Genomic DNA, 15058 nt, shown 5'->3' on the forward strand with positions numbered 1-15058 from the left:
GTATCCTGCCTTAAAGCGCGCAGCGCGTCTTCGCCTACGGCGCGACTATAAAGCGGGTTTTTAAGACTTGAAAATAATATTAAATCATCCAGTTATTCTTTTTTAGAATAACTAAATCGACTTTTTTAGAACGCCGAGTCATAAGCGAACAACGCTGGTGCCCCACCGGTATGCAGGAAAATGATCGGCCCGTCCTCAAAGCGCTGACGCCCGATGCCATCCAGCAAGCCGGCCATGGCCTTGCCAGTGTAGACCGGGTCCAGCAGCAGACCTTCCTGGCTTGCCAGTAGCTTGACCGCTGATAGCGTGCCGGCGTTCGGTTCGCCGTAGCGCGGGCCGAAGTATTCGTCCCACAGGATCACCTTGAACGCCTCGGGAATCTCCACGCCCAGCAACTCGGCGGTACGTTCGGCCAGGCCTTCAACTTTCGGGCGTTGGGCTTCGTCAGTGCGGGACACGGTCACGCCAATCACCGGCAGATTCGGCAACACTTCGCTCAAGGCCAGCGCCAAACCGCTGTGCGTCCCTGCGCTACCTGAGGCCAAGACGACGGCAGCAAACTCGATACCGCTGTCTTCAATCTGCCCGGCCAGCTCCAGTCCGGCGCGTACATAACCCAATGCACCGAGGGCATTGGAGCCGCCGATCGGTACCAGATACGGCTTCTTGCCATTGCTGCGCAGGCGGTCGGCGACGGCGTTGAGCTGGTCGTCGACGTTGTCGAGGTTTTCCACCAACTCCACCTTGGCGTCGAACAACTCCAGCAACAAGCGATTGCCATTGCTCAGGTAGTTGGGGTCTTCGGTGCCGGTGGGGTTTTCCAGCAGGGCGACGCAGCCCAGGCCGAGTTTGGCGGCCAGCGCAGCGGTCTGGCGCACGTGGTTGGACTGGATCGCGCCGGCGGTCACCAGCGTGTCGGCGCCTTGGGCGATGGCATCCGCTGCCAGGTATTCAAGTTTGCGCAGCTTGTTACCGCCCATGGCCAGCGGCGTGGTGTCGTCGCGCTTGACGTAGATATCCCTGCCCAACCAGGCCGACAGCCGCTCAAGTTTTTCCAGGGCAGTGACGCCGCCCAGCAGTTCTAGGCGGTTAAAACGGTCCAGCTGTTGTTTGATCATGGCTACGCACGGTTGATAAGTATGGGGCGACTATAGGCAGGCACTTTTCATCGGGCAACCGGTTTGGTTATTTGCTCGGCATAATTGGTTATTAAGGCTACTGGTTCCGCATGACGTAAAGTGGTGGCCCTTTTAACGGCAAGTTATCAGCGACAAGCCGCAAGTCGATCGCGCTCAACTTGCAGCTTGTCGCTTGAAGCTTGTTACTGCGCCTCCCCATTTTCAGGAGTGACGACGTTGAGCGAGCGCACCAGTCATTGGCAATTACAGACCATCGTCGGCCAACTGCGCAGTGCCCGGGACCAGTGGCGAACGCGCAATGGCCGCTTGAGCGGCGAGCATGGCGGGCGTGAGCTGCCGTCCCGCGAGGCGATGGCACAGATTCTCGAGTCGTTGTGCGGTGCACTGTTCCCCATGCGTCTGGGGCCGGTGGACCTGCGTGAAGAGAGTGAAGATTTCTACGTCGGCCACACCCTCGACGTCGCCTTGAATGCTTTGCTCGTTCAGGCCCGTCTGGAGCTGCGCTACGCCGCACGCCAAGGTGCTAAAGATGACAGCGAAGTCGACGCGCTCGCCATCCGCCTGATCCAGGATTTCGCCTTGGCCTTACCGTCCCTGCGCAGTTTGTTGGACACCGACGTGCTCGCCGCCTATCACGGCGACCCAGCGGCACGCAGCGTGGATGAAGTGCTGTTGTGCTACCCCGGCATCCTCGCGGTGATTCACCATCGCCTGGCCCACCACTTGTACCGCGCTGGCTTGCCGCTGTTGGCGCGGATCAGCGCGGAAATTGCCCACTCCGCCACTGGCATCGATATCCATCCCGGCGCGCAGATCGGTCCAAGCTTCTTTATCGACCACGGTACCGGCGTGGTGATCGGCGAGACCGCAATCATCGGCGAGCGTGTGCGCATCTACCAGGCCGTGACACTGGGCGCCAAACGCTTTCCGGCGGACGAGGATGGGCAATTGCAGAAAGGCCACCCGCGCCACCCGATTGTCGAGGACGATGTGGTGATCTATGCCGGGGCGACGATCCTGGGGCGCATCACCATCGGCCAGGGTTCGACCATCGGCGGCAACGTGTGGCTGACCCGAAGCGTGCCGGCGGGGGCGAATATCACGCAGGCCAATCTGCAGCATGACGATGGCACGCAAAAGTAACGAACCCGAACAATTCCCTGTGGGAGCGGGCTTGCTCCCACATTTTGAATGCGCTCCAAATTCCAAGCGTATTTGCGCCAGTAATCGCTGAACGATTTGCCTCTCGCGCCCGTCATACCAATCCTTGAGCTAGTGTAGGAATTACCTACCACTCAGCCCTGCGATTAGTCCCAAACCACCTATCCATGTTTAACTTGAATGCTCGTTCAAGTTAAATCCGGTGGTTCGCTGCCCGCTCACAACAGGAGGCTTACCTTTGCTGAGTCCGTTATTTACAGCCACATTCCACACCCTTGGGGTGCATCGCTCATGAGTGCATCGTCCACCCCACCCAGCGGCATGGTGCGCATGAATGCGCCGGTGTTCTACTTTGCCGCCACGATTATCCTGCTGTTCGGCATTACCGTCATAGCTATCCCGCAACAGGCCGGTGCCTGGCTGCTGGCCGCGCAAAACTGGGCGGCCAATACGGTCGGCTGGTACTACATGCTGGCGATGACCCTGTATCTGGTCTTCGTGGTGGTCACCGCGCTATCGGGCTACGGCAAGATAAAACTCGGTGCCGACCACGACGAGCCCGAGTTCAGTTACCTGTCCTGGGCCGGCATGCTGTTCGCCGCCGGGATCAGCATCACGCTGTTCTTCTTCTGCGTGTCCGAGCCGCTGACGCACCTGGTGCAACCGCCCCAAGGCGCGCCAATGAACGCCGACGCCGCGCGCCAGGCCATGCAGATCCTGTTTCTGCACTGGGGCTTGCACGGATGGGGCGTGTTCGCGTTTGTCGGCATGGCCCTGGCGTACTTCGCGTACCGGCATAACCTGCCGTTGGCGCTGCGTTCGGCGCTGTACCCGCTGATTGGCAAGCGCATCAACGGCCCCATCGGCTACGCGGTGGATGGTTTCGGCATCATTGCCACGGTGTTCGGCCTCGGCGCCGATATGGGCTTTGGGGTGTTGCACCTCAACTCCGGCCTCGACTACCTGTTCGGCATCGCCCATACCCAGTGGATTCAGGTAGGTTTGATCACGCTGATGATGGGCGCCGCGATCATCGTCGCCGTGGCCGGTGTCGACAAGGGCGTGCGGGTGATGTCCGACATCAACATGCTGCTGGCCTGCGCGCTGCTGCTGTTCGTGTTGTTCGCCGGGCCCACCCAGCACTTGCTCAACACCTTGATCCAGAACATCGGTGATTACTTGGGCGCCTTGCCGACCAAAAGTTTCGATGTTTACGCCTACGATAAACCCAGCGACTGGCTGGGCGGTTGGACGGTGTTTTACTGGGCCTGGTGGATTGCATGGTCGCCGTTCGTGGGCCTGTTCATCGCACGTATCTCCCGTGGTCGTACCATCCGTGAGTTCGTGTTTGGCGTGCTGCTGATCCCGCTGGGTTTCACCCTGGCGTGGATGTCGATCTTCGGCAACAGCGCCATCGACCAGGTGCTCAATCACGGTATGGGCGCGCTCGGTCAGTCGGCCATCGATAACCCGTCGATGAGCCTCTACCTGCTACTGGAAACCTACCCGTGGAGCAAGACGGTCATCGCGGTCACGGTGTTTATCAGCTTCGTGTTCTTCGTAACCTCCGCCGACTCGGGCACCGTGGTGCTGTCCACCCTGTCGTCCAAAGGCGGTAACGCCGATGAAGACGGGCCGAAATGGCTGCGCGTGTTCTGGGGCGCGATGACTGCGCTGGTCACCAGCGCCTTGCTGTTTGCCGGCAGTATCGATTCGCTCAAGTCGGCGGTAGTGCTGACCTCGTTGCCATTCTCGATGATCTTGCTGCTGATGATGTGGGGGCTGCACAAGGCGTTCTACCTGGAGTCGCAAAAGCAGATCGCCCAGCTGCATTCATTGGCACCGATTTCGACGGCCCGTAAAGGACGCGGCGGCTGGCGCCAGCGTTTGAGCCAGGCTGTACACTTCCCGTCGCGAGACGAGGTGTACCGTTTCCTTGACTCGACGGTGCGCCCGGCGATCGAAGAGGTGACCGCGGTGTTTGTCGAGAAGGGTTTGAATGTCGTGACGCAACCTGACCCCGCCAACGACAGCGTCAGCCTGGAAATCGGCCATGGCGAGGAGCGTCCATTCATCTACCAGGTGCAGATGCGCGGCTACTTCACGCCGTCATTTGCCCGTGGCGGAATGGGCTCCAAGGAGCTTAACAACCGCCGCTACTACCGGGCTGAAGTGCACCTGGCCGAGGGCAGCCAGGACTACGACCTGGTGGGTTACACCAAAGAACAGATCATCAACGACATCCTTGACCAGTACGAACGGCACCTGCAGTTCCTGCACCTGGTGCGTTGAAGCCCAGGCCCTGAGATACAGGGACAGGGCCACCAACGGCGCGCCGAACACGCCACTGCCGATCACCAGCTCCGACACCTGGGGCTGGCCGGCAGTGCTCAACAGCGTGGGGTGCGCGTTTAGAGTTCCTTGCCCAGCACGTTATCCAGGGAATAGCGGCCAGCACCGTGAGAGACCAGGTACAGCGATAGCAGCGCCATCAGCACCGGGTACTCGATGCCTCGGTCAATCCACGGCCACGTCGGCCCCAGCAAGTAAGCAATGGTCAGCATCTGCACGGTCATCATGGCCGCGACCAACCGTGTGCCCAGGCCGAGGATCAACAGCAATCCACCGACAGTTTCCAGCAAGGCGACCAGCAAGCCGATCAGCTCCGGCTGTGGCAGGTGCAGGCGGTTCTGGATCAGGTTGATGGAAGCCGCCATCGGGTCGGCCATCGACCCATGGGCACTGCCCAGCAACTTGGGCAAGCCGTGGGTGACCATGATCACCCCAAAGCCTGCGCGCAGCAGCGCGTAGGCCAGGGGTTCGGCGAAGCGGTAAAGCGGGGCGAGTGCGGGGATCAATAAGGTCGGCATGATAGCGCTCCACAGATCAGGTACCAGCGATGTGATTCAGACCAACCCACCATTGGCGCGCAGGATTTGCCCATTGATCCAGCCTCCGGCCGGACTCACCAGAAACGCCACCACGCGGGCGATATCTTCCGGTTGGCCAAGGCGTTCCAGCGGCGGCATCTTGGCCATGCTTTGGATCTGCTCCTCGCCCTTGCCGTGCAGGAACAACTCGGTGGCGACCGGGCCTGGTGCTACTGCGTTGACGGTAATCCGGCGCCCGCGCATTTCTTTGGCGAACACCTGAGTCAGGGATTCCACCGCCGCCTTGCTGGCGATGTATACCGCGTAGCCGGGGAAGTTGAGACCGACGGTGCTGCTGGAAAAGTTGACGATGCGTCCGCCGTCGTTCAGGCGGGTGGCGGCCTCACGCAGGGCGTTGAACGTGCCACGGGTGTGGATATCGAAGTTCTGGTCGTAGAGCTCATCGCTGTGCTGGGCCAGGGGCAGCGTCTTGAGGATGCCGGCGTTGTTGATCAATACATCGACTTTGCCCAGTTGGGCTTCGGTTTGGTCGAACAGGCGCTTGATGTCGGCGGGTTTGGCGACGTCGCCTTGGATCGCTATGGCTTGGTGGCCAGCCTGACGCAGTTCCACCACCAGCCTTGACGCCTCGGTGGCGCTGCTGGCGTAGTTGATGGCCACGGCGTAACCGTCGGCGGCGAGTTGCCGGGCGATAACGGCGCCGATACCACGGGAAGCGCCGGTGATGATTGCAACTTGAGTTGTCATGATCTGGGGTCCTTGAACGGGGTGTGAAAGCAGGTTCACATGTTTACCCAGACCGATAAATGCGCCAGAGTTGCCTTGACTGTTCAACAATCGCCAACAATCAAGGAGTACAGCGTGGATCAAGTCAAAGCCATGAAGGTCTTCGTGCGGATTTACGAACGTTCCAGCTTCACTCTGGCGGCCGATGACTTGAACCTGCCCCGCGCCACCCTGACCCACACTCTCAACCAATTCGAAGCTTGGCTCGGCACGCGCCTGCTGGAACGCAGCACCCGTCGCGTGCGCCCGACCCTGGATGGCGAGGCCTATTACCAACGCTGTGTGCAATTGCTGGCGGAGCTGGAAGAAGCCGAACTGGCGTTTCGAAGCGTGGCGCCCAAGGGGCGCTTGCGCGTGGATCTGCACGGCACATTGGCCAAGTATTTTGTGGTGCCGGCGCTGCCGCATTTTATGGCGCGTTACCCGGACATCGAACTGTCCATCAGCGAGGCGGATCGCTTTGTCGACCTGATTGCCGAGGGCGTGGATTGCGTGCTGCGCGCGGGCAATCTGGGGGATTCCGCTTTGATTGGTCGGCGCGTGGCAAACCTGCGCCAGGTGACCTGCGCAAGCCCCGCCTACCTGCGTAAATATGGCGAACCCAAGAGCCTCGCCGAGCTGAGTCAGCATCGCGCGGTGAACTACGTTTCGCGCACTACCGCGAAGCTGTTTCCGTTCGAATTCATGGTGAATGGCGAGTTGCAGGAGGTGAGTATCGAGGGCGCGCTGTCGGTGTTCGGCGCGGAGATTTACTCCGCCAGCGCGGTGGCCGGACTGGGCATTATCCAGTGCCCGCATTACCGCATGGCGGAGCTGATCGAGCAGGGTGTGATGCGTGAAATCCTGCGCGAAACACCGCCGCCCTTGATGCCGGTTTCAGTGTTGTATCCGCAGAACCGACATATGTCGCCGAGGGTGCGAGTGTTCGTCGATTGGCTCGCCGAAGTGTTCGAAAACGCCCGCTAAGCCGCGCAGTAGAAGGGTTTCATAAATTTAATTTCATCCGTCTGCAGCGTGCTTTGACGCGCAACTGTCATCTGGCCACTGCGTAATTGTGTGAAGCGTTTGACGCTTTCATTTCAGAACAGTGGCGGAGACCGGTAACAATGAAGACGTTGATAAGCCCTATGGTGGGTGCCGCCATGGCGAGCTTTATGCTGTCCGCCCATGCCGATTTTATCGATGACAGCCACGCCGATGTGACCCTGCTCAACCGCTACCTCAACCAGCAAGGGCGTGATGTGGTGAACAGCAACGCCAAGGCCCACAGCATTCGCGATTGGGGCCAGGGGTTCGAGTTCAACTTCAATTCCGGCTACACCGAAGGCCCGGTGGGTTTTGGCCTGGATCTGCAGGCGTTCTACGGTTTGAAACTGGACTCCGGCGGCGATCTCAACGACAAGGATCACCAGGGCCGCTACCCCGGCAGCATGTTCCCACTGGACAACGGCAAGTCCGCCGACCAGTTCGGCGTGTTGAGCCCGACATTCAAGATGCGTTTTGCCAAGGATGAACTGCGCGTCGGTACGCTCTACGGCAACAACCCAATCCTCGCCAACACGGACGGGCGCCTGTACCAGCAGACCAACACCGGTGTGCAACTGGTGTCCAAGGACCTGAGCGATTTCACCTTCACCGGCGGCGATATCTTCAAGACCAAGATCCGCAACGAAACCGGCGACCAGGGCATGATCACCGCCGGCGGCACCAAAGAGAGTGATCGCTTCCTGTTCGGCGGTGCGGACTACACCGGCATCCAGAACACCACGGTCAGCTTGTGGTACTCCAACCTTGAAGATTACTACCAGCAGTTCTTCCTCGGCGCCAAGCGCCATGATGCGTTGTCCGTAGGCGCTATCGACACCGACGTGCGTGTGTTCCGCAGCCTGGGTGTGGGCGGCAACGCCGATGGCGAAAAAGATTACGCCGCGAGTGGCTTGTATGGCGATGGTGTAAACAAGGGCCGTATCAACCAGACCACCGCCAGCTTGCTTGAAAGCTACAGCCTGGACGGCCACACCGTCGGCCTGGGTATCCAGAAGAACAGCGGCGACAGCGACTTCCCGTATCTGGATTCCGGCCTCAACAGCGGCGACAACCGCCAGGGTCCGGGCTCAGGCGCCGACACCCCAGCGCTGACAAACATGCAGTTGAATAAATTTCAACACGCCGGTGAGCGCACTTGGCTTGCGCAGTACAAGTATGACTTCGGTAAGCTTGGCCTCACGGGCCTGACGTTCTCCGCCGCCTATGCCCACGGCGATGACATTCGCACGGCGCAAGGCACTACCAGCGAATGGGAGCGTAACGTCGCCGTGGCGTATCAAGTGCCCACCGGCACCCTCAAAGGCCTGGGTGTGACCTGGAAAAACGCCCACGCCAGCCCGGACATCAGCGGTGCCACCGTGCAAGATGAAAACCGCTTCTATGTGAGTTATGTCGTTCCACTCTGGTAGGAAATTGCTGTAGAACGGAGCGGCAGACTTAAGCGATTCAGCTGGTAAAAGGCCTAGGAATAATCTTATTCCCAGGCCTTCTTTGCCGACGTCCAAGAGAGGATTCGATGACTTACATTGCTGCCGAGAACCGCTATGAATCTATCCCGTACCGCCGTGTAGGCCGCAGTGGGTTGGTGCTTCCCGCACTGTCCCTGGGCCTGTGGCACAACTTTGGCGACAGCACCCCGATCGACACCCAGCGCGCCCTGCTGCGCACCGCGTTCGACCTGGGCATCAACCACTTCGACCTGGCCAACAACTACGGGCCGCCCTACGGCAGCGCCGAGATCAACTTCGGCCGTTTGCTGCGCGAAGACTTCAAGCACTACCGCGACGAACTGATCATCTCCAGCAAAGCGGGTTGGGACATGTGGCCCGGTCCTTATGGTCAGGGCGGTGGCTCGCGCAAGTACGTGCTGGCCAGCCTCGACCAGAGCCTGCAACGCCTGGGCGTCGACTACGTGGACATCTTCTACTCCCACCGTTTTGACGCCGACACCCCGCTGGAAGAAACCGCCAGTGCCCTCGCCACCGCCGTTCAACAAGGCAAGGCGTTGTACATCGGCATTTCATCCTATTCAGGCGTGAAAACCCGCGAAATTGCTGCGCTGCTAAAAGAGTGGAAAGTGCCACTGTTGATCCATCAGCCGGCCTACAATCTGCTCAACCGTTGGGTGGAAAAAGACCTGCTGGACACCACCGAAGAACTCGGCGCCGGCGTGATCGCGTTCACGCCGTTGGCCCAGGGTCTGCTGACCGACAAGTACCTCAATGGCGTACCGGCGGATGCGCGGGTGAATCGTCCAGGCGGTGGTTCGTTGCAGGCCAAGCACCTTTCCGAAGCCAACATCGCCCATGTACGTGCACTGAATGAAATCGCCCAGCGCCGTGGTCAGAGCCTGGCCCAACTGGCATTGGCCTGGACCCTGCGTGACCCACGGGTGACGAGCGCGCTGATCGGTGCGAGCCGGCCGGAGCAGATTATCGAGAACGTTGGTGCGTTGAAGAACTTGAGCTTCAGCGCCGAGGAACTGGCGGAGATTGATCGGTTTGCGCAGGAAGGTGGGATTAATTTGTGGGAAAAGCCATCCACGGCTGAGTAAAAAGGAGTACGCGCTCAGTGTGGGAGCGGGCTTGCTCGCGAATGCGGTGGATCAGTCGCTGAATCTGTTGACTGACACTCCGCCTTCGCGAGCAAGCCCGCTCCCACATGTTGATCTCTGGTTGTCTCTAGAACGGTACATCCCCAAGAATCGTCGCCCGGTGCATCACCCGCCGCTGCGGTCGGTAATCATCCACCGCGTAATGTTGAGTCACGCGGTTGTCCCAGAACGCCACGTCATTTTCCTGCCAGCGCCAGCGGATGGTGAACTCCGGGCGTGTCGCGTGGGCGAACAGCAGCTTCAGAATCGCCTCGCTTTCCGCCGGTTCCAGCTCATTGATCTTGGTGGTGAACCCATCGCTGACAAACAGCGACTTGCGTCCACTCACCGGGTGCGTGCGCACCACTGGATGCGACAGCGGCGGGTTCTTCTTGCGGGTTTCTTCCCAGCGCGCCAGGTCCTCGGCGGTGTTGCCAAAGCGCTCCAGCGGGAAGGACTTGGTAAAGTCGTGGGTCGCCGTCAGCCCATCGAGCAAGCGCTTCAAAGGCTCGGACAGTGCCTCATACGCGGCAATGCCACTGGCCCACAGCGTATCGCCGCCAAAAGCCGGCAGCAGCTTGGCGCTGAGTACCGCACCCAGCGCGGGGGTGGGCAGGAAGGTCACGTCGGTGTGCCATACGGCGTTGTCGCGCACGTCGGTGACGGCGGTGTCGAGGATCAGCACTTCGGGCTGTTCCGGCACGTTGGGGTAAATCGGATGGATATGCAGGTCGCCGAAATTCGCCGCGAACCGCGCCTGCTGCTGCGGGGTGATTGCTTGGCCGCGAAAGAACAGCACCGAGTGGGTGAGCAACGCCTGTTCAATGGCGTCGCGCTGTTCGAGGTTCAGCGGCTGGGTGATATCGACGCCACTGATCTGGGCGCCGAGGGCGGTGCTCAAGGGGGTAACGGTCAGGCTGCTCATGCGGTTCTCATCAATCAATGTGCCTGGCCATGCCACGGCACCCATTTACGCTGCAGGGCACGCAGGCCCATTTCCATGGCGAAGGCGATCAGGGCGATGACCAGGATGCCCAGCACCACCACATCGGTGACCAGAAACTGCGCCGCCGACTGCACCATGAAGCCGAGGCCGCTAGTGGCGGCGATCAGCTCGGCGGCGACCAATGTCGACCAGCCCACGCCCAAGCCGATGCGCACGCCAGTGAGGATGTCGGGCAGGGCGCTCGGCAGGATCACATGGCGAATCAACTGCGCGCGGGTGGCGCCCAACGACTGCGCCGCGCGCAGCTTGGCCGGGTCGACCGTGCGCACACCGGTCGCGGTGGCGATGGCAATCGGCGCGAAGATCGCCAGGTAAATCAGCAGCACCTTGGACAGCTCGCCAATGCCGCACCAGATCACGATCAGCGGCAAGTAGGCCAGCGGCGGGATCGGCCGGTAGAACTCGATCAGCGGGTCGAGTACACCCCGGGCAATACGATTGGAACCGATGGCGATCCCCACCGGCACGGCGGTCAGCACCGCAAAGCCCAGGCCCAGGCCGATACGGCTTAAGCTCGCGCCCAAGTGTTGCCACAAGGTGGAGTCCATGTAGCCCGTGGTCGCCAGCAGCCAGGCTTTTTGCAGTACCGCGGACGGCGGTGGCAGGAACAGCGGTTCGATCAAACCGGTGGCGGTCACGGCCCACCAGATCACCAGCAAGGCGACCAGGGTCAGCAGGCTGATCCAACGGGTGCTCAAGCTGCGGCGCATCGGGATAACCGCGTGCACCGCCGGCTTGGCGGCTGAGGCGGGCAGTTCGTAGCTGCTCATGCGGACACCTGCCGTTGGGAGAACACTTTGGCCAGCACGTGTTCGCGGGTTTCGATAAAGCGCGGATCGGACTTGATCGCTCGCGCCGACTCACCGGCGGCGTAGCGTTGGCCGAAGTCCAGGCTCAGGCGCTCGACGATCTGGCCGGGCTTGGGCGCCAGCAGGATCAGCTCAGTGGCGAGGAATACCGCCTCTTCGATGTCGTGGGTAATCAGGAACACCGGCTTGGCCGTGCGCCGCCAGACTTGCAGCAGCAGCTCCTGCATCTGTTCGCGGGTGAAGGCGTCGAGGGCGCCGAAGGGTTCGTCCATCAGCAACACGCGAGGGTCGGCAGCTAGCGCACGAGCCAGGCCGACGCGTTGCTTCTGCCCACCGGAGAGCTGCCAGATACGGCGATTGTCGAAACCGGCCAGGTCCACCAGGGCCAGCATTTCCCGAGCACGCACGTCGCGTTGCGCCTTGGATACACCAGCCAGTTCCAGGCCGAAACCTACGTTGGCCAGCACGTCCTGCCAGGGCAGCAGAGCGTCGTCCTGAAACACCACGCCACGCTCGGCGCTCGGGCCTTTGACCGGCACGCCATCGAGGGTGATGCGCCCGGCGGACGGTTCGACAAAGCCGGCAATCAGGTTCAACAGCGAAGTCTTGCCACTGCCGGACGGGCCGAGGGCCACCAGCAATTGCTGGGACCCCAGGTCGATTGAAATGTCTGACAGTACCGGTTCTGTGGCGCCTGGGTACTGTGCGCTGATGCGCTCCAGTTGTAGCAAGGCCATCGCAATGAACTCCTGATCAGTTGGTAATGAACTTAGCGCTGACGTAAGGCGCGTAGTCCGGCAGCACGACGTCGACCTTGCCTTGCTCCTTGAGGAACGCGGCGGTGTCATTCACGGCCTTGGTGGTCGGTGCGCCTAGCAGGGTCACCTGGTCGGCGGCCAACGGGTAGACGTTGCCTTGCAGCAGCAGTGGAATGTCGCTGGCCTTGGCGCCGGAGAGTTTCACCAGTTTGTCGACGTTGCCTTTGTCGGCGAGCCAGGCTTGTGGGTCTTTGCGGTAGGCGGCGTAGGCGTCCAGGGTGACTTTGGCAAACGCCGTGACGATTGCCGGGTGCTTCTCTGCAAAATCCTTACGCACGATCCAGGCATCGAAGGTCGGCGCGCCGAACTTTGCCAGTTCGCCGGAGGTGATCAGCACCTTGCCGTTTTCCTTGGCCACGCCGAGGGCGGGATCCCACACGTAAGTCGCGTCGATATCGCCACGCTTCCAGGCGGCGATGATCGCCGGTGGGGCGAGGTTGAGGATGGTCACTTTTGACGGGTCGATGTTCCAGTGCTTCAACGCAGCCAGCAGGCTGTAGTGTCCGGTGGACACAAACGGCACGGCGACTTTCTTGCCGATCAGGTCCTGCGGGCTGTTGATCCCCGAACCGTTGCGCGCCACCAGGGCTTCAGCGCCGCCGATCTGGGTGGCGACGAGGAAGGTTTCAACCGGTACCTTGCGGGTGATCGCGGCAGTCAGCGGGCTGGAACCGAGGTAGCCGATCTGCACGTCGCCGGACGCGATGGCGGCGATGATGTCGGCGCCATTGTCGAATTTGCGCCAGTTGATCTTGGCGTTGGTGGCTTTTTCATAGGCGCCGTCGGCCTGGGCAACTTTGGCCGGGTCCACGGTGGTCTGGTAAGCGATGGTCACATCTGCCGCCTGGGCAAACAGGCTGGCACCGGCCAGTGACAATGCGGCCAGGAAGCGCAGAGGGGTAAGCAGTTTCAAGGGGAAGCTCCTCAATCAGGCGGCCGAGGGTCGGCGTGTGAGGAGACTAAATGATCTAAGAATCCGAAAATAAATAACATTTTCGAATTAGCTTATGAGAAGAAAAGTACGTGAGTCTTCAAGGCGCATAGGCCAGATGTGAGAGCGGGCTTGCTCGCGAATGCTGAGTGTCAGTCACCAGATGTCTCGACTGATCCACCGCATTCGCGAGCAAGCCCGCTCCCACAGGGGTTTTGCGTAAGGCTTTAGTTGCTGATGGCCAGAATGCTCGCCTGGTAGGACCCGACAAACACATCAAAGTCGCCCACTTCGTTCTGCTCCAGCTCTGCCTGTTGCGCCAGTGAGTTCCGCGCCAGCTCTTCAAAGCGTGCCTGCTCTTCAGCTGGCAACGGCTCTTTGCGAAAATGCTCGGCGTGCAGCTGACTCTGGTGCAGGGAGAACTGCGCAAAACTCTCCTTACGCTCGGCCATCGCTGCCAATACCTGGGCCGACGGGGTCAGGGACGAGTCCTTGACCTTAGCCAACTGGGCATCCAGTGCCTGGCTGTGCTCGGTGATGCCGTGGCTTTCATCGAGCAGCGCAGCCAACGGGGCAATCTGCTCCAGCAGTTCGGCAGCCCATTCCTTCATGTCCACAGGCTGGCCCTGACGCTGCAATTGCAGGCCGGGACGACGGCCTTCCTTGACCACGCTGAGGAAGTTGGAGGTGGCGTTGCCGCACTCGTTGTCGGCGAACAGCGGGCTGTCGTTGAGCGCGCAATACAGCAGGAAGGCGTCGAGAAAACGCGACTCCGGCAGGTCGATGCCCATCGGCAGGAACGGGTTGATGTCCAGGCAGCGCACTTCGATGTACTGGATGCCACGGACCATCAGCGCCTGGATCGGCCGCTCGCCGGTGTAAGTCACACGCTTGGGACGGATGTTGGAGTAGTACTCGTTTTCGATCTGCAGGATGTTGGTGTTGAGCTGTACCCATTCACCATCCTTGTGCGTGCCGATTTCGACGTACGGTGCGTAGGGGGTTGCCACCGCTTCGCGTAGGCTATCGGTGTAGCTGGCCAGGTCGTTGTAGCACGGCGTAAGGCCGGCCTGGGCGTTGCTCTGGTAACCCAGGTCGCTCATGCGCAGGCTGGTGGCGTAGGGCAGGTAAAGCGTGTCGGCGTCGAGCACTTCCAGCTGGTGCGAACGACCGCGCAGGAAACCGGCGTCCAATGCAGGCGAGGCACCGAACAGGTACATCAGCAGCCAGCTGTAGCGGCGGAAATTACGGATCAGCGCGATATAGGCAGTGGATTGGTAGTCGCGGTCAGTGCCGACAAATCCTTCAGTCTCTTTAAGCAGCGGCCACAGCTCTTCCGGCAGCGAGAAGTTGTAGTGGATGCCGGCGATGCACTGCATGGTCTTGCCGTAACGCAGCGCCAGCCCCTTGCGATACACGTACTTGAGCTGTCCAATATTGGACGTGCCGTAGTAGGCAATCGGGATGTCTTCCTCGGCCGGCAGCGGGCACGGCATCGACGGGCTCCACAGGTATTCGCTGCCGAGCTTGGTGTAGGCAAAGCGATGGATCTTGTCCAGGCTGCTCAGGGTATCGGCCGGGTTGGGCAGGGCGGGTGTGATGAACTCCAGCAGCGATTCCGAGTAGTCGGTGGTGATCTGTTCGTGGGTCAACGCGGCGCCCAGGGCTTCAGGGTGCGGCGTTTGCGCCAGTCGACCCTCACCGGTGACACGCAGGCATTCGCGCTCGATGCCGTGCAGGCACTGCTCTAGCAGGGAGAGGTGTTCGCGCTTGCCGAGCAGGGCCAGGCGGCGGTTGAGAAGTTCGCTCAAGTTGGATTCCTTCACGCGTCAGTCGCCCCAATATGGGGGTGGGCAGGACGGTCTACAAGGGTGAAG

At 60.8% G+C, this 15058-nt stretch carries 13 protein-coding genes; 5 read left to right on the forward strand and 8 right to left on the reverse strand.

Annotated elements, in window-relative coordinates; translation table 11 throughout:
- Positions 1-125: 125 nt before the first annotated feature.
- Positions 126-1118 (reverse strand): D-cysteine desulfhydrase, encoded by a 993-nt coding sequence (locus tag LVW35_RS01090; RefSeq protein ID WP_233893289.1) that lies wholly within the window; start codon positions 1116-1118, stop codon positions 126-128.
- A 237-nt stretch (positions 1119-1355) separates the two neighbouring features.
- On the opposite strand from LVW35_RS01090, the gene epsC reads away from it, so the two are divergent.
- Positions 1356-2282, forward strand: a complete 927-nt coding sequence (gene epsC, locus LVW35_RS01095; RefSeq protein ID WP_233893290.1) for a serine O-acetyltransferase EpsC — start codon at positions 1356-1358, stop codon at positions 2280-2282.
- A gap of 348 nt (positions 2283-2630) precedes the next feature.
- Positions 2631-4592 (forward strand): choline transporter BetT, encoded by a 1962-nt coding sequence (gene betT, locus LVW35_RS01100; RefSeq protein ID WP_233896364.1) that lies wholly within the window; start codon positions 2631-2633, stop codon positions 4590-4592.
- A 119-nt stretch (positions 4593-4711) separates the two neighbouring features.
- Here the strand turns inward: betT and LVW35_RS01105 are convergent, their stop codons facing one another.
- Entirely contained in the window at positions 4712-5170 is a 459-nt protein-coding gene (locus LVW35_RS01105) for a DoxX family protein (protein WP_233893291.1), read from the reverse strand.
- Between the two features lie 36 nt (positions 5171-5206).
- The gene (locus LVW35_RS01110) at positions 5207-5938 is read right to left on the reverse strand and encodes an SDR family oxidoreductase (protein WP_233893292.1); all 732 of its coding nucleotides are present in this window, start codon (positions 5936-5938) and stop codon (positions 5207-5209) included.
- A 114-nt stretch (positions 5939-6052) separates the two neighbouring features.
- Here LVW35_RS01110 and LVW35_RS01115 point away from each other — a divergent pair, with 114 nt between their 5' ends.
- The 3 genes from LVW35_RS01115 (at position 6053) to mgrA (ending at position 9578) form a co-directional block, all read left to right on the forward strand.
- A complete protein-coding gene (locus LVW35_RS01115) occupies positions 6053-6943 on the forward strand; it encodes a LysR family transcriptional regulator (RefSeq protein ID WP_233893293.1) in 891 nt (296 codons plus the stop codon).
- A gap of 161 nt (positions 6944-7104) precedes the next feature.
- A complete protein-coding gene (locus tag LVW35_RS01120; protein ID WP_233896366.1) occupies positions 7105-8433 on the forward strand; it encodes an OprD family outer membrane porin in 1329 nt (442 codons plus the stop codon).
- Between the two features lie 107 nt (positions 8434-8540).
- On the forward strand, positions 8541-9578 hold the full coding sequence (mgrA, locus tag LVW35_RS01125; RefSeq protein ID WP_010214105.1) for an L-glyceraldehyde 3-phosphate reductase: 1038 nt from the start codon (positions 8541-8543) through the stop codon (positions 9576-9578).
- Between the two features lie 127 nt (positions 9579-9705).
- On the opposite strand, the gene tauD is transcribed toward mgrA, so the two are convergent.
- From tauD to gshA, 5 genes are all read right to left on the reverse strand, one after another.
- Positions 9706-10542, reverse strand: coding sequence for a taurine dioxygenase (gene tauD / locus LVW35_RS01130; protein ID WP_233893294.1), 837 nt, complete (start codon positions 10540-10542; stop codon positions 9706-9708).
- 14 nt (positions 10543-10556) lie between these two features.
- Complete coding sequence (tauC, locus tag LVW35_RS01135; RefSeq protein WP_233893296.1) at positions 10557-11393, reverse strand: taurine ABC transporter permease TauC; 837 nt, start codon at positions 11391-11393, stop codon at positions 10557-10559.
- Positions 11390-12169 (reverse strand): taurine ABC transporter ATP-binding subunit, encoded by a 780-nt coding sequence (gene tauB, locus LVW35_RS01140; protein ID WP_233893298.1) that lies wholly within the window; start codon positions 12167-12169, stop codon positions 11390-11392. Before tauB ends, tauC begins: the two co-directional genes overlap by 4 nt.
- A gap of 16 nt (positions 12170-12185) precedes the next feature.
- Entirely contained in the window at positions 12186-13163 is a 978-nt protein-coding gene (tauA, locus tag LVW35_RS01145) for a taurine ABC transporter substrate-binding protein (protein WP_233893299.1), read from the reverse strand.
- A 245-nt stretch (positions 13164-13408) separates the two neighbouring features.
- The gene (gshA, locus tag LVW35_RS01150; protein WP_233893300.1) at positions 13409-14992 is read right to left on the reverse strand and encodes a glutamate--cysteine ligase; all 1584 of its coding nucleotides are present in this window, start codon (positions 14990-14992) and stop codon (positions 13409-13411) included.
- Between the last annotated feature and the right edge of the window lie 66 nt (positions 14993-15058).

The sequence above is a fragment of the Pseudomonas sp. HN11 genome (assembly GCF_021390155.1).
GTDB lineage: Bacteria > Pseudomonadota > Gammaproteobacteria > Pseudomonadales > Pseudomonadaceae > Aquipseudomonas.

What these genes read in the sequence shown, in the direction of transcription:
- LVW35_RS01090 (WP_233893289.1), bottom strand. Translation starts at nt 1,118, where the DNA reads ATGATCAAACAACAGCTGGACCGTTTTAACCGCCTAGAACTGCTGGGC.
- betT (WP_233896364.1), top strand. Translation starts at nt 2,631, where the DNA reads ATGAATGCGCCGGTGTTCTACTTTGCCGCCACGATTATCCTGCTGTTC.
- LVW35_RS01105 (WP_233893291.1), bottom strand. Translation starts at nt 5,170, where the DNA reads ATGCCGACCTTATTGATCCCCGCACTCGCCCCGCTTTACCGCTTCGCC.
- LVW35_RS01110 (WP_233893292.1), bottom strand. Translation starts at nt 5,938, where the DNA reads ATGACAACTCAAGTTGCAATCATCACCGGCGCTTCCCGTGGTATCGGC.
- LVW35_RS01120 (WP_233896366.1), top strand. Translation starts at nt 7,105, where the DNA reads ATGGTGGGTGCCGCCATGGCGAGCTTTATGCTGTCCGCCCATGCCGAT.
- mgrA (WP_010214105.1), top strand. Translation starts at nt 8,541, where the DNA reads ATGACTTACATTGCTGCCGAGAACCGCTATGAATCTATCCCGTACCGC.
- tauD (WP_233893294.1), bottom strand. Translation starts at nt 10,542, where the DNA reads ATGAGCAGCCTGACCGTTACCCCCTTGAGCACCGCCCTCGGCGCCCAG.
- tauC (WP_233893296.1), bottom strand. Translation starts at nt 11,393, where the DNA reads ATGAGCAGCTACGAACTGCCCGCCTCAGCCGCCAAGCCGGCGGTGCAC.
- tauB (WP_233893298.1), bottom strand. Translation starts at nt 12,169, where the DNA reads ATGGCCTTGCTACAACTGGAGCGCATCAGCGCACAGTACCCAGGCGCC.